The sequence below is a fragment of the Dysgonomonas sp. Marseille-Q5470 genome (genome assembly GCF_951230145.1).
Lineage (GTDB): Bacteria > Bacteroidota > Bacteroidia > Bacteroidales > Dysgonomonadaceae > Dysgonomonas.
The window spans coordinates 519,950-535,029 of the sequence record NZ_CATNVE010000001.1; the positions used below are offsets into that span (position 1 = coordinate 519,950).

11 protein-coding genes are annotated in these 15,080 nt (G+C 37.2%); 8 read left to right on the top strand and 3 right to left on the bottom strand.

The window, feature by feature from the left end:
- Positions 1-35: 35 nt before the first annotated feature.
- The 3 genes from QOX35_RS02275 to QOX35_RS02285 all read right to left on the bottom strand — a co-directional run bounded on the left by QOX35_RS02275 (position 36) and on the right by QOX35_RS02285 (position 5,908).
- The gene (locus QOX35_RS02275) at positions 36-1,421 is read right to left on the bottom strand and encodes a pyridoxal-phosphate dependent enzyme (protein WP_283685618.1); all 1,386 of its coding nucleotides are present in this window, start codon (positions 1,419-1,421) and stop codon (positions 36-38) included.
- Positions 1,422-1,501: 80 nt separating this feature from the next.
- Positions 1,502-2,854 (bottom strand): RagB/SusD family nutrient uptake outer membrane protein, encoded by a 1,353-nt coding sequence (locus tag QOX35_RS02280; protein ID WP_283685619.1) that lies wholly within the window; start codon positions 2,852-2,854, stop codon positions 1,502-1,504.
- 39 nt (positions 2,855-2,893) lie between these two features.
- A complete protein-coding gene (locus QOX35_RS02285; protein WP_283685620.1) occupies positions 2,894-5,908 on the bottom strand; it encodes a SusC/RagA family TonB-linked outer membrane protein in 3,015 nt (1,004 codons plus the stop codon).
- Between the two features lie 855 nt (positions 5,909-6,763).
- Here QOX35_RS02285 and trhO point away from each other — a divergent pair.
- The 8 genes from trhO to phoR all read left to right on the top strand — a co-directional run bounded on the left by trhO (position 6,764) and on the right by phoR (position 15,068).
- Entirely contained in the window at positions 6,764-7,798 is a 1,035-nt protein-coding gene (trhO, locus tag QOX35_RS02290; RefSeq protein WP_283685621.1) for an oxygen-dependent tRNA uridine(34) hydroxylase TrhO, read from the top strand.
- A gap of 413 nt (positions 7,799-8,211) precedes the next feature.
- Entirely contained in the window at positions 8,212-9,027 is an 816-nt protein-coding gene (locus QOX35_RS02295) for a PstS family phosphate ABC transporter substrate-binding protein (protein ID WP_283685622.1), read from the top strand.
- Between the two features lie 25 nt (positions 9,028-9,052).
- On the top strand, positions 9,053-10,261 hold the full coding sequence (pstC, locus tag QOX35_RS02300) for a phosphate ABC transporter permease subunit PstC (RefSeq protein WP_283685623.1): 1,209 nt from the start codon (positions 9,053-9,055) through the stop codon (positions 10,259-10,261).
- A gap of 2 nt (positions 10,262-10,263) precedes the next feature.
- Positions 10,264-11,118 (top strand): phosphate ABC transporter permease PstA, encoded by an 855-nt coding sequence (gene pstA / locus QOX35_RS02305; RefSeq protein ID WP_283685624.1) that lies wholly within the window; start codon positions 10,264-10,266, stop codon positions 11,116-11,118.
- A gap of 13 nt (positions 11,119-11,131) precedes the next feature.
- Positions 11,132-11,878 (top strand): phosphate ABC transporter ATP-binding protein PstB, encoded by a 747-nt coding sequence (gene pstB / locus QOX35_RS02310; protein WP_252637033.1) that lies wholly within the window; start codon positions 11,132-11,134, stop codon positions 11,876-11,878.
- Positions 11,879-11,939: 61 nt separating this feature from the next.
- A complete protein-coding gene (gene phoU / locus QOX35_RS02315) occupies positions 11,940-12,632 on the top strand; it encodes a phosphate signaling complex protein PhoU (protein WP_306461441.1) in 693 nt (230 codons plus the stop codon).
- Positions 12,633-12,675: 43 nt separating this feature from the next.
- Positions 12,676-13,362, top strand: a complete 687-nt coding sequence (phoB, locus tag QOX35_RS02320; RefSeq protein WP_006841561.1) for a two-component system response regulator PhoB — start codon at positions 12,676-12,678, stop codon at positions 13,360-13,362.
- Complete coding sequence (phoR, locus tag QOX35_RS02325) at positions 13,362-15,068, top strand: sensor histidine kinase (protein ID WP_283685625.1); 1,707 nt, start codon at positions 13,362-13,364, stop codon at positions 15,066-15,068. Before phoB ends, phoR begins: the two co-directional genes overlap by 1 nt.
- The last annotated feature ends 12 nt before the right edge of the window (positions 15,069-15,080 follow it).

The following is a 15,080-nucleotide window of genomic DNA, read 5'->3' on the forward strand; positions in this document are numbered from 1 at the left end:
AAATGGATACATTTCTCATGAAATTCGTCTTTTAGTTATGCTTGTACAGTGCGATTATTATTGATTTTAGTAAGAATGTCTATTTTCGTGACTAATCCCACAAAGAGTCCTGAATTACCTTCTAATATAGCTACATAACCCTCGTTGAGTATATCAAGGAGTTGTTCGTAACTGGCAGTATATGGTATAGTGACTAGATTTTTAGCCATTATCTGAGATACCGGTGTCTTGTTTGTATATCCCTCTATATATGCCTTTAATAAGTCTGAGTCATCTATAATCCCTACTGCTTTATTATTTTTGAGTATAGGTAATTGAGAGATATCGTAAAGCTTCATTTTTTTATATACAGTCAGTAATGTGTCAGAAGGTTGCGCATATATTATGGCTTTATCTTCTATATTACGTTGTGCAAAATCTCTAAGATCGTTGTGTACTTTTTTATGTTCTAGTCCATTGTCTTGCAGCCAGTAATTATTGTACATCTTCGATAAATACTTGTTTCCACTGTCGCAAACGAGAGTCACTACGCGTTTCGGTTCTGTTTGTTCCTTACAATATTTAATGGCAGCCGAAAGAAGTGTTCCTGAAGATGATCCGGCAAGAATACCTTCTTTATTAAGAAGTTCGTATACTGCATCAAAACTCTCTTTGTCTGATACGGAATAAGCCTTTTTAGTAAGTGAGAAATCGGCTATTGATGGGATGAAGTCTTCACCTATACCTTCTACCAACCACGATCCTGAGTTGGATCGTATAATTCCTTTATTTACATAATCGGCTAATATTGATCCATTGGGATCGGCTAATACAAATTCTGTTTTATCAGAAACTTTCTTAAAAAAGTGAGTTAGTCCCGTTAATGTACCTGAAGATCCAACTCCGACAACGACAGCATCAACATCTTTATTCATTTGTTTCCATATCTCCGGACCTGTGGTAGTTTCGTGGGCTAGGGGGTTAGCCGGGTTTTCGAACTGGTTAATGTAATAAGCTCCTGTGTCTTTTGCTATTTGCTGTGCTAAATCCTGATAGTATTCGGGATGTCCTTTTATTACATCAGAACGTGTGATTATTACTTCGACGCCTAAGGCTCTGAGGTGATTGATTTTTTCCTGACTCATTTTGTCGGGAATCACCAGTTTCAATTTATAGTTCTTCATCTTAGCAATGAGGGCTAGACCCAAACCCGTATTGCCCGCTGTTGCTTCTATTATTGTATCTCCGGGTTTCAACTTTCCTTCTTGTTCGGCAATGGTTATCATCGATAATCCTATACGATCTTTTATCGAGCCCCCCGGATTTTGGTTTTCGAGCTTGACAAACAATCTACATTTGCCTGTATTTATTTTTGTAATTTCTATCATGGGCGTGTTGCCCACCATGTCTAATACACTATTTGTAACATTATACTCTTTCATCGTTATAATATTTACTTGTTGATATAATAACTTTGGCTGATATTACAAACCTGTAATATCAGCCAAAGGCAAAATATTTATCAATAGCCCGGATTTTGTTCAACATCAGGATCCGATAATATATCGGAAGCGGGGAATGGAAACAACCAATAGTCGGTATTTGTCAGACCGAGGACTGATCCTGTCCTTTTTGTTCTAACCAGATCAAACCAACGATGAGGTTCAAAGGCAAACTCAATACTATTCTCATCTTCAATAGCTTGAATTATTACATTTTTATCCGTACTATTAAAGTCGGGAACATCCGCTCTATTACGAACCTTATTTAAGTCTGATAAAGCACCTGATATATCCGGAGTTGCTTTTTTTATCCTGGCCTCAGCCCGTATTAAGTATAGCTCAGCAATGCGAATAACATAAGCCGGGTCGGTACTTGTTGATACGGTATTATACAATACTCCGTATACTGAGTTACCGCTACCTTTTATAATTTCTTTTCTTGTTCCCCCTACATCCGAATCGTTCAGTTTGGCAACTAATGCATCCGACGGCTTTAAGGTATATTGCCCTCCTACAGTGCTTGGATACCAAAGATTCCAGTAACTATTTTTATCGTTTGATGTAAAAGTTAATTCAAATACAGATTCAGGAGACAGAAATGGTGAAGTAAAAAAGGTTTTAAAAGGTTTCACCAGAGAATATTTGGTACTGTTGATTACCGATGTAGCATATGTTTCCGCCTCTGCCCATTGTTCTCTATAAAGATGGAGTCTTGCTCTTAAAGCTCTAGCCGCATTTTTTTGAGCTCTGTTGCGTGTTGTCGAATCGTCTTCAGGAAGTAATTCTTCGGCTTTTGTCAGATCGGCAAGTACCTGATCGTAAGTCTGAGCGAGAGTACTTCTTTTTATCCCTGATAATGCTCCCAAATCTGTTGTTGGGTTTAATTGAAGTTGTACTCCGCCCCATCCACGAGCGAGGTCGAAATAACCAAGGGCTCTTATAAAGTACGCTTCGCCTAGAATCTTATTCTTTTCAGCTTCAGTAAATAACGGATCATTTACATTCCCGATGGCTGCGATTATAGAATTTGCAGAGTTGATGCCCGCATAAATAGTTTGATAAACATAAACAGTACCCGCATTATCAGGAGAAACCGAATTCTGATCGAGTTGTAAGTATTGGCTCAATGTTCCATTGTAGGAAACATTGTCTGCCGTTATTGTTCCTAATGTTATGTAATAATTAGAATAATAATTCTGAACTGAATTATACGCTCCGATAATAGCAGCATTTGCTGTTCCTTTATTCGTTATTGCAACCGTAGAAGGTATAGAATTTGTGGGGGACAAATCTAAAAAATCCTCACAAGCTGTGAACAATAAGGGTGTTGAGAGAGCTGCTATGATAATTAAGTTTTTATATAACTTTTTCATTGTTTTTGTTTTTGTGGAACTTAAATATGAATTCTTTTTTTAGAATGTAGCATTCAATGTGAGCTGAATAGTCCGTGGTTGTGGCACTGTTGCCCAATCGTATCCATAAGTATTCTGGCTACTGCTTTGTGCATTTACTTCCGGGTCGAGTCCTTTATACTTTGTAATGGTAAACAGATTGGTAACCGAGACTGTCGCTCTGAGTCTGCTTAGTTGCAAATTTCTTATAATAGATTTAGGCAGATTGTAGCTTAGAGCCAGATTCTTGAGCCTGATAAACGATCCGTCACTCAAATATCGGCTACTCATATTTGCAACATTCCCTCCATAGTTGTTTGCCGAACCTCCGTTAATAGTAGGGTCGCCACTATATGTGGTCAGACGGGGAATATCAGTTATATCTCCCGCTTTTTGCCATCTTTCTAGCTGTCTCGGAATAAAGCCTATATTGTTTTGAGTACCGCCATGTACTAAGAAGAAATCGTGCATACTAAGAATTTTATTCCCTTGCTGAAAATAAAAGAATAGATTCAGAGAAAAATCTTTATAGGTAATATCATTTGTAAAGCCTCCGGTATAGTTAGGTAAGGCATTACCTACAATTTGTCTGTCCGCTGAAGTGATAAAACCATCCTTGTTAACATCTTCATAAACAGCATTCCCTGTTTCAGGGTCTACATATAGCTGTTTGTACAAATAAAAAGAGTTTACTGAATAGCCTTCGCGTAATATGGATGCGTTACGTCCCGAAGCTCCAAGGGTAATATCAGAAGCTAATTTCTCTATTTTATTTTTGTTCCATGATATATTAAATTCAGTAGTCCATTTGAAGTCTTTTTTATTGATATTAGTCGATTGTATTCCTAATTCCACCCCACTGTTTCTTACAGCACCATAGTTTTGAAGAAAAGATGTAAACCCTGAACGATAAGGAACAGGAACATTCAATAATAAATCGTATGTGTATTTATTATAATAGTCGAAACTAAAGCTTATTGCATTTTTCAGGATTGCAAAATCAAAGCCGAGGTCTAACTGACGTGTGGTTTCCCATGTCAAGTCTGGATTTGCCAATTGAGAAGGGGCAGTGCCGGCAGTCTCTAAATAGTTCGATCCTGCTGACCATAAACCCAAAGCAGCGTATGACCCTATTCCATTTTGATTTCCCGAATATCCAAAACTGCCCCTAAATTTGAGCGCATCAAAGAAATTTATGTTTTTTATAAAACTCTCCTGACTTGCATCCCATGTAAGCCCAACAGACGGAAAGTAGCCCCAACGCTTGTTTTTCCCGAACTTAGATGAGGCATCAGCCCTTATGCTTCCATCTATTGTATATTTATTATTAAACGTATAACTAGCTTTTCCAAAGAATGATAGCAATCTACTTTCAGACTTGGATGCTGAACCCGATTTAGTTGCTGCTACAGAAATATCTTTTAGATCATTGGTTGCAAAACCTTGTCCCGATGCACTGGTGTACTCTTCTTGTACAGCATTGACGGTATTTCCAAGTAAAACATTAAGTGCATGTTTATCTTTAAAGACTTTATTATAGGTGAGTAATTGTTCTGCTGTATAAACAATGTTTTTAGCTTTGTATGAGGTGGCAGAACCATTAGTTGCTATCCCGGCACTGATAAAAGTGTCAGCATAATTGCTTTCAGTCAGATCAGTATTATCTAAGCTCCAGCTTGAACGAAATTTAAGTTCTTTGAGAAGGTTATATTCCAAGAACAAGTTTCCGATAGTTCGCCATGTAGTAGCATTATTATCAAGATGCTCTATCAGCGCCAGATGGTTATCAAAACTTCCATATCTTGCATAACTGCCATCTTCATTGTAAATAGGTAAATATGAACGAACAAATATAGCAGAATTGATTACTCCTTTTGGATTGTTGTCATTGCTACTTACATTACGATATACTTTACTTAGGTTAATGCTTGTACCTATTTTCAATTTGCTTGTTAAATTATTGTCATAGTTGAGTCGTCCCGAATAGCGTTCAAAATCGGAAGGTTTAACAACAGATTCCTGCTTGGTGTATCCGAGGCCGACATAGTAGGTACTGTTGGAATTACCTCCCTGCGCTGAGATTTCATAATTTGATAAAGCAGCCGTTCTAAATAAATCACTATTGCGATCGTATGTGGGCATACCGGAGGGATCAGCAAAAGGTAACTTTATGTCAGATGGAGACAATCCTCTATCGATACCTGTATTGTAGGCTGCTTCGTTAGCGAGTATAGCCGTTTCAGGGCCTGTTATAGATCGGAATTTTTTAATAGCATTTGCCCATCCATGAGACAGGGATACCGATATTTTCGCTTTTGTATCTTGTTTACCTCTCTTAGTTGTTATTATAACTACTCCATTTGCTCCTAATGATCCGTATATTGCGGTCGCATTAGCGTCTTTAAGTACAGTAATGTTCTCGATGTCTGATGGATTAATGTCCGATAATGGATTTGACTGGGTTTGTCCTCCCATACCGGTAGAAATGAGATTGCTGTTGCTAATAAATACACCATCAATAATGTATAATGGGTCTACTCCTGCATTAATAGAGTTACTACCTCTTACACGAAAAATAACACCACCTCCGGGAACTCCGGTATTTGATGAGATCTGTACGCCGGGAGCTTTTCCTTGTAATAGCTGGTCAAATCCGGAAGCCGCAGTTTCTTTTATTCCATCTGAAAGATTAATGGAAGTTATAGCTCCACTGACTGATCTTCGTTGTTGGGATGTATAGCCTGTTACAACAACTTCGTCAAGAAAGTTAAAGTCTTCTTTTAATGATAGGATGATAGGTTCTTCTGCATCGTAAACATCAATATCTTGTGATTTATATCCTACCAGACTTATAGATAAAGTAGCGGGTAGTGCTTTTGTTACTTGTAACGAAAATCCACCATGAGCATCAGTAAGAGTGCCATTTGTCGTTCCTTTTAAGGCGACGGAAGCTCCGATAATAGGCTCTTTGGTTTTATCGTCTATTACGTTCCCTCTTATAATGGTTTGGGAATAAAGCCCAAACGTAGATAGCATCAATAATACTAAAAATACATAAATATGCTTTTTAACACATGAGGGTTGATACTTTTTTTTCCAAAAAATAAATATATTTGTCATATTCTATTTTAGATTGAACACTTCCAATACCAATTGCCGTCGGAGGAGGAAGTGTTTATTTTTATAATTAAAACTTCTCTTTTTTATATAAGATTGTAACACATCTTGCTTATTTGTATAACTCAATAATATTATAAAACTTCTTGATGCAAAATTCAATCAGTTAACTTTTGTTTACTAATGAACTATAATAAGTCAAAATAAAGAATGTAAGGGGAAAGTATTATCTACAACAACACATTCGTGCTGAAAAGTAAGGGGCTGTATTAAGTAGGCTAGGAGATAGAAGGTGGTTGATGTTACAAAAGCGAAAGAGTAAATTCAGCTTTTTGTATTTGATTGATGAATGGTTTATTCGCCGAGACAGTGAATAAACCTCTAGTAGTTTTTCCATAATCATTTTCATATTTTTTGTTTAACTTATATAACAATTGCAAAAATATAAGACTTTCGTTTAATCATAAATACCATAAATGAGGTATTTATTGTTGAGCCATTAACTCATTTAAACAATAAGTTATGATGTTTAATGAAATTGCTTTTGACAAGTAACCCGAAGCGGTAGATTATCTGATCGAGAGACGGATTTCGCTTACGGTACAACAAAACTTTATAGCGAACAACGATACCTATCTGCACTTAAGGCAAACATTCACCTATCTCGCATTGATTATATCTATTAAATCTTCACTTATATCAGTAAATCATATTATATATTTGTACTCGTATCGAAACTTATAATCTGTTCAACTATTTTAATTAATATATAAAATGCAATTATATAATACATTAAGTAACGAAGAAAGAGAAAAATTAATAGACCAAGCCGGTGTTAATAGGCTTACTTTATCATTCTACGCTTATGCCCACATCGACAATCCCCAACAGTTCAGAGACGAACTCTTTGTCAGATGGAGCGAGCTCGATGTGCTGGGACGTATATATGTAGCCAAAGAAGGGATCAATGCCCAATTATCATTACCCGCTCATAATATGAGTGCCTTTAAAGATTTTTTGGACACTTATACCTTTATGAAAGACATCAGGTTGAACATAGCAGTAGAGCATGACAATAAATCTTTCCTCAAATTGAAGATAAAGGTAAGAGACAAAATTGTAGCCGATGGACTTAACGACAACACCTTTGACGTTACGAACATAGGCATTCATCTGAAAGCACAAGACTTTAACAATATGATGGACGATCCCGATACCATCGTTATTGATATGCGTAATCATTACGAAAGTGAAATAGGGCATTTTGACGGGGCTATCACTCCCGATGTTACTACATTCAGAGAATCGCTTCCGATTATAAATGAGCAATTGAAGGACTACAAAGAGTCTAAAAAACTACTGATGTATTGCACCGGTGGTATTCGTTGCGAAAAGGCGAGTGCATATTTCAAGCACCAAGGCTTCAAAAACGTCTATCAGTTAGAAGGCGGTATTATCGAATATACCCGTCAAATAAAGTCGGAAGGATTGAAATCGAGATTTATAGGCAAAAACTTTGTTTTCGACAATCGTCTCGGAGAACGAATCACCGATGATGTTATAGCTCATTGCCATCAATGTGGAGAGCCTTGCGATACGCATACTAATTGTGCAAACGAAGGTTGTCATCTTTTGTTTATACAATGCTCGAAATGTGCCCAAAAGATGCATAATTGCTGTTCCGATGCTTGCAAAAATATCGTTACACTTCCTCAAGAGCAGAGAAAGATATTGCGCAAGGGTATTAAAAATGATACGATGATTTTTAGAAAAGGGAAAGCTAAGCACCTTCTCCCAAAAAACGAATAAAGAGAACACATTTTATTCGTAACTTGTCCGGTATCTACTATTGTTCAGACCAGATCAAAAGGTACTCCTTTTTATTTATAAAACATATAAGAGCCTGTTTAAATAAAATCTAAACAGGCTCTTACAATAAAGTGATTAGTATTGCAACTCCTCCTTATTACCCACCATTCTAAAAAACATCTTAAATCTTAGAGAAACTTCCCATGGATGTATTTTTGGGTAGATAGATTCTTACATCAAATATTTTTTCATAAATATCAATATTCCAGGCGAATGATTGGTGTGTGATAGACTTTTTCCTAAACAAATCTTAACGTAAACGTAACAAAATAGAAAAGAGGCTGTAACAACAGTGTAATAATTTTGCTGCTGTAAAAACAAGGGAATAAAATATCACTAAAAATAAAAAGATTATGAAAAAAACAATTTTGGTTTCTATAGCATTACTATCATTAAGTATTGGTGTTAGTGCTCAAAAGATTAAAGGTTCGGACACAGTATTGCCTTTATCACAAAAAGAAGCAGAAAGTTTTATGAAGGCAAATCCATCCAGAACTGTTACAGTAACAGGTGGAGGAAGTGGAGTTGGTATATCTTCGCTTTTGGCAGGAACTACTGATATCGCACAGGCTTCAAGAAAAATTAAATTCTCGGAGAGACAACAGCTAAAAGATAAAGGGAAAGAGGCGAAAGAGGTAATTATTGCCTATGATGCACTTGCGGTAGTAGTACATCCTTCGAATAAAGTATCGAACTTAACTCGCGAACAACTGGAAGGTATTTTTACAGGAAAGATAACTAACTGGAAACAGGTGGGTGGAGCAGACTTAAAAATAGTTCCTTATTCTCGCGAAACATCATCCGGTACTTACGAGTTTTTTAGAGAGCACGTGCTGGCAAATAAAAACTATGTAAACGGAATAATGAGCTTGCCGGCAACAGGAGCTATTATCCAGTCGGTAGGACAAACGAAGGGGGCTATCGGCTATGTAGGGCTTGCTTATCTTAATAAATCGGTAAAATCAGTGCATGTATCGTATGATGGAGGAAAGAAATTTATAGAGCCATCAGTAGCCAATGCCAAGAATAAGACTTATCCTGTTGTACGTCCTTTATACTTCTATTACGAAGCAAAATCAGAGAAAACAGTAAAACCTTTTGTTGACTATGTATTATCGGCTAAAGGACAGAAAATAGTATCGGACGTTGGATTTATCCCTGTAAAATAACGATTTTAGAAACAAAAGGAATAACATGAAACAACTAAAACGAATATTAGAGCGGATAGTTGAAAGCATACTAACAGTTAGCGGTGCTGTAACAAGCATCGCTATACTCCTTATCGTAATATTCTTATTCAAAGAAGGATTCGGATTGTTTAATTCTCCTTCTGTCGAACATGGCTATACACTTGTTGTAAACTCTAAGAATGCAGTTAACAAATTAAATGTTCTTGAGATAAAAGAGATATTTGATTCAGAAATAACGAATTGGGCAGAGCTTGGCGGAGCAGATGAAGAAATAAAGATTTTCAGAATAGATGATATTTTTAATATGTATTCTGAAGAAGAATTTGGAGAAGATTATGCTCTACTACCACAAAAGCTAGGTGAAGTGATTGCACAGAACCCGAATATCATAGCATTTTTACCCGAAAAATACGCTCCAACAAATATGCCCGGAGTGAAGGTGATTACAACAGGGAATATTAATGTTGAGGATTTTTTTGGAGGAAAGCAGTGGATGCCCACAGCAACGCCTGCTCCTTTATTCGGGGTATTACCTTTGATATTGGGAACTCTACTTGTGAGTATAGTTGCTATTCTAATAGCACTTCCTTTAGGGCTCGGAGTTGCTATCTATATATCAGAGCTGGCTAATGAACGAACACGCAAGCTTATGAAACCAACAATTGAGCTATTAGCGGGAATTCCCTCTGTGGTCTATGGTTTCTTCGGCTTAGTGGTTTTGGTTCCGATTGTGCAAAAGGTTTTTCACTTACCTGTCGGCGAAACGGCATTTACAGGTAGCCTTATCCTTGCTATTATGGCATTACCTACCATTATAACTGTTGCCGAAGATGCGATGCGTAATACGCCTCGGGCTATGCGTGAAGCAAGTCTGGCATTAGGTGCTACCCATTGGCAAACTGTTTACAAAGTAGTTATTCCTTATTCGATATCGGGTATATCAGCCGCAGTTGTATTAGGTATAGGCAGGGCTATAGGTGAAACTATGGCAGTGTTGATGGTTACGGGGAACGCAGCTATAATACCTCACTCAGTGTTCCAATCGGTGCGGACAATTCCTGCAACTATAGCCGCTGAATTAGGTGAAGCTCCGGCAGGAGGAGCTCATTATCAGGCTTTGTTTTTGCTCGGATGTATTCTGTTTGTGATAACTATGATTATCAGCATTACAGCTGAGGCAATTTCTAAAAAGCAATATAATAAAGGATTATAGTTATGGATAAGAAATTAAGTCAGCGCATTGCATTTATTATATTTCGTATACTGGGTATAGCAGTAGTAGGTATCCTTTTCTGGATATTAGGATTTATTATCTACAACGGTATAGGAGTTATCAATTGGGAGTTTTTAACTTCAGCTCCAACAGAAGGTATGACCTCGGGTGGAATATTTCCGGCTATCGTAGGAACTATGTATCTGATTATAGGCAGTATGATATTTGCTTTCCCGTTGGGAGTAATGTCTGCTATTTATACAAATGAATATGCCGGAAACAGCTGGATTGTAAAATTCATACGTGTAATGACCAATAATCTGGGGAGTATTCCTTCCATTGTTTTTGGACTTTTTGGTATGGCTTTATTTGTAAATACGCTCGGTTTTGGGGATTCTATTATTGCCGGTTCATTAACACTTGGCTTGCTTGTTCTTCCTCTTATTATTCGTACTACCGAAGAAGCACTCAAAGCTGTACCGGATTCGTACCGCACGGGAAGTCTGGCACTGGGAGCAACTAAATTACAAACCATTCGCAGGGTTGTTTTGCCTGCTGCTCTTCCCAATATAACTACCGGTTTAATTCTGTCTATAGGGCGTGTGTCAGGAGAAACTGCTCCTATTCTATTTACGGTTGCAGCCTATTTCTTGCCTAAGTTGCCCGAAAGTATGTATGATCAGGTCATGGCATTGCCATATCATCTATATGTAATTGCCACTAGTGGTACCGATATAGAAGCGTCTCGTCCTATTGCTTACGGAACGGCATTGGTGTTGATTGTCATTGTATTGTTTATGAATATTTTAGCTACTGTTTTAAGACGTTACTTCGGCAAAAAAGTAAAGACTAATTAATTAGAATAAGAAAATGATTGAAGCAAAAAATATAGATTTTTATTACGGAGACTTTCATGCATTGAAGGGTATAAATATGAAAATGGAGGCCAATACTATTACGGCTTTCATCGGACCTTCAGGATGCGGAAAGTCTACATTCCTACGCCTTTTTAATAGGATGAATGACCTTATCGACGGAACAAGACTTACCGGAGAGTGTTTAATTGAAAATGAAAATATATACGATAAGACAGTTCAGGTAGATGAATTGAGGAAAAGAGTGGGGATGGTTTTTCAGAAACCTAATCCTTTTCCCAAATCGATATTTGAAAATGTAGCCTATGGCTTGCGCGTGAATGACATGGCTAGTAAAAAAGATTTGGAGCAGCGAGTTGAAGAGTCTCTCAAGGCAGCAGCCTTATGGGATGAGGTGAAAGATAAACTAAAGAAATCGGCATTCGAATTATCGGGAGGACAACAGCAACGTCTTTGTATTGCGAGGGCATTAGCCGTTTCTCCTTCTATCCTGTTGATGGATGAGCCGGCATCGGCTCTCGACCCGATCTCTACTTCAAAAATAGAGGAATTGATCCACAATCTTAAGAAAGACTATACAATTGTTATTGTTACTCACAATATGCAACAAGCGGCTCGGGTAAGTGATAAAACCGGATTCTTCATGTTAGGAGAATTGGTTGAATTCAGCGAGACAAAAAAGATGTTCTTGAACCCGCAAAAGCAAGAAACTCAAAATTATATAACCGGAAGATTCGGTTAAGAAGGAGGTTGAATTAAAATTAGTTTCTTAAAATTACTATTAAAAGAAGAAAGAGATGAATATGATGAAACATACAGAACGGGAAATGTTAGCTCTGAGAGAAGAGGTAAATCAGATGTGGAAGTTGGTTATATCTCAGTTAGAAAAAGCAAAACAATCTTTTCTTAATGGAGATGTAGAGCTTGCCCGTGAGATTGTAAGCCGTGAGAAGCGCGTGAATGCATTCGAGCTGAAAATAGATAGCGATTGTGAAAACTATATTGCTCTCTACAGTCCTGTGGCTGTAGACCTAAGGCTGATCTTATCACTCATAAAGATTAGTAGCACGTTGGAACGTATTGGTGATTTCTGTGATGGAATAGCTCGATATGTGATTGATGATGACTGTAATAAGCCGGGCTCACAATTGTTGGAAGAGTTACAATTAGAAAGAGTATTCGATGTCCTGATAGGAATGCTTTCGGATGTATTTGTAGCTCTCGAGTCGGAAAATACAAAAATAGCGGGTAAAATATTAGCCAAAGATGAAGAGGTAGATAATATCTATCGCAATGCCATAGATGTATTGACAGTCTATCTGGAAAATAATCCTACTTTTATATATTGCGGTTTGAAACTTTTATTGCTTATTCGCAAGTTGGAACGCATTGGAGACCATTGTAGCAATATCGTAGAAGAGATTGTCTTTTATGTTGATGCCAAAGTTCTTAAACACTCGGGTAAAATAGGAAAAATTGAAAAAAAAGATGAGTAATTTCTTGAATAGCTTATCTTTGTAAAGAGTAAATACAGAATGTATGGGAAATAAGATTCTGATCGTTGATGACGAAAAAGACATTTGCGAGATATTAGAATTCAATTTAAGCAACGAAGGCTTTGACGTTGAATTAGCTTATTCGGCAGAAGAAGCCCTTAAGAAATTGAACCCCGATTTTTCTCTTATCCTCCTAGATGTAATGATGGGCGGAATGTCCGGCTACAAAATGGCGGAAAAGTTGAGGAAAGAAGGCAATAATATTCCTATTGTTTTCTTAACGGCCAAAGATACCGAGAATGATATGCTTACTGGTTTCTCGGTGGGAGGAGATGATTATATTTCGAAGCCATTCTCTATAAAGGAAGTTATTGCCCGTATCAAGGCAGTGGTAAAAAGGCTCGAAGTCAAAAAAAATACAAAAGAGTCAACTACTGAGTTAACCTTTGCCGGTATTGTGATCAATATGGACAAAAAAGAATTAACTGTGGATGGAGAAAAAGTAGCACTTACAAAGACCGAATTTGAGATACTTGCTTTATTGGCAACAAATGTAGATAAGGTGTTTTCTCGTGAAGATATTATCCAGACTGTATGGCGTGAAACCCCTTATATTACAGAGCGGACTGTGGATGTGCATATTGCCCGCCTGAGGAAAAAAATGGGAGAATACTCCTCACTTATCGCCAATCGTTCGGGTTATGGTTATAGATTTAATATAGGAGAATAATGAAGCTGACTTATAAGCAACGATTATTTTTATACTTTGCTATTATTTTCACTCTATTTACTGCCGGAATCTTTGTGTTCGAGCAGTCGAGGGAGCGGAGGTTGAGGACTGAAGCATTGGAAGAAAAATTGGATGCTTATGCGGAAATCATTAACTCTAGTCATGGTTTCCTGTCTCTGGATAGCCTCGAACAGCTTCTTCCTTCAAATATACGCCTTACCTTAATCGATAATGACGGGAATGTATTGTACGACAACTCTGTAAAAGATGTACATTCTCTCGAAAATCATACAATGCGCCCCGAAGTACAAGCTGCAATAGCAAAAGGACGAGGTAGTAATATAAGAATGTCTGCTTCTCTCAACAAGGAATATCTATATTATGCAAAGAAAATAGGCAACGGTTATGTTCGGGTAGCCCTTCCGTATGATATTCAAACACGTCGTTTTTTGGAGCCTGATAATTTATTTTTGTATTTTATATTAGCATTTTTCTTTATTATACTCATTCTGCTGAATGCCATAACAAACCGTTTTGGAAAATCCATCAGGCAGCTTCGAGATTTTGTAATGACTTCAGATAGTGATAAGCTTCCGAAGCTTGATTTTCCGAATGATGAATTGGGGCAAATAAGTACCAAGCTTGTAGAAAATTACAAACAGCTAAGAAGAAGCCAAAAGCGAATAGCTCTCGAACGAGAGAAGCTATTGCAACACGTTCATTCATCCGAAGAAGGAATTTGTTTCTTTTCGGCAGATAGAAATGTTGAATTTTATAATGGGCTATTTATTCAATATCTCAACACAATTTCGAGTGAACCGAATAGCAATCCCAAAGAAATATTTTCAGATAGTGCTTTTGATGAACTCAATGATTTTCTGTTGCGTGAAGATAAGGAAGAGAATTATTTTGAGATACATATCAGAAAGCATGGAAGACTATTTATTCTGCGGTTGAATATATTTGAAGACCGTAGTTTTGAGATCGTACTGAATGACATGACAGAGGAAGAAAAAACCCGATTACTGAAACAGGAAATGACAAGCAATATAGCACACGAATTGCGTACACCTGTAACAAGCATACGGGGATATCTTGAAACAGTCCTTGTACAATCGGCTTTAGACGAAAATAAGAAGCAGCACTTTATAAGCAAGGCTTACAATCAGACAATTATCCTTTCGGAATTGATCGGAGATATGAGCCTCATAACTAAAATAGAGGAGGCACCCACTTCTTTCCGAAAAGAAGAAGTGAATATTTATCAGTTGCTTAATGAATTGAATGACGATCTTGCGACAGCTTTGCAGAGCAAAAATATAGTAATGACAACCAATAATATTCCTGAAGGTTTGGCGATAAACGGGAATAGGAGTTTGTTATATTCTATCTTTCGTAATTTGGTGGATAATACCATTCGCTATGCAGGAGAAGATGTAACGATATGTGTAAGTGTATATAACGAAGACAAAGACTATTATTACTTCTCATTCTACGATACAGGGGTAGGAATCTCTGATGAAAAACATCTGAAACGCTTATTCGAACGCTTCTATAGAGTCAATGAAGGTCGCACTCGTGACACAGGAGGTTCGGGCTTAGGGCTCTCTATTGTTAAGAATGCCATCGCGTTTCACAATGGTTCTATTATCGCTAAAAATAGAAAAGAAGGAGGCTTGGAGTTCTTATTCAAGCTAAAAAAATAGAATACCTGATTT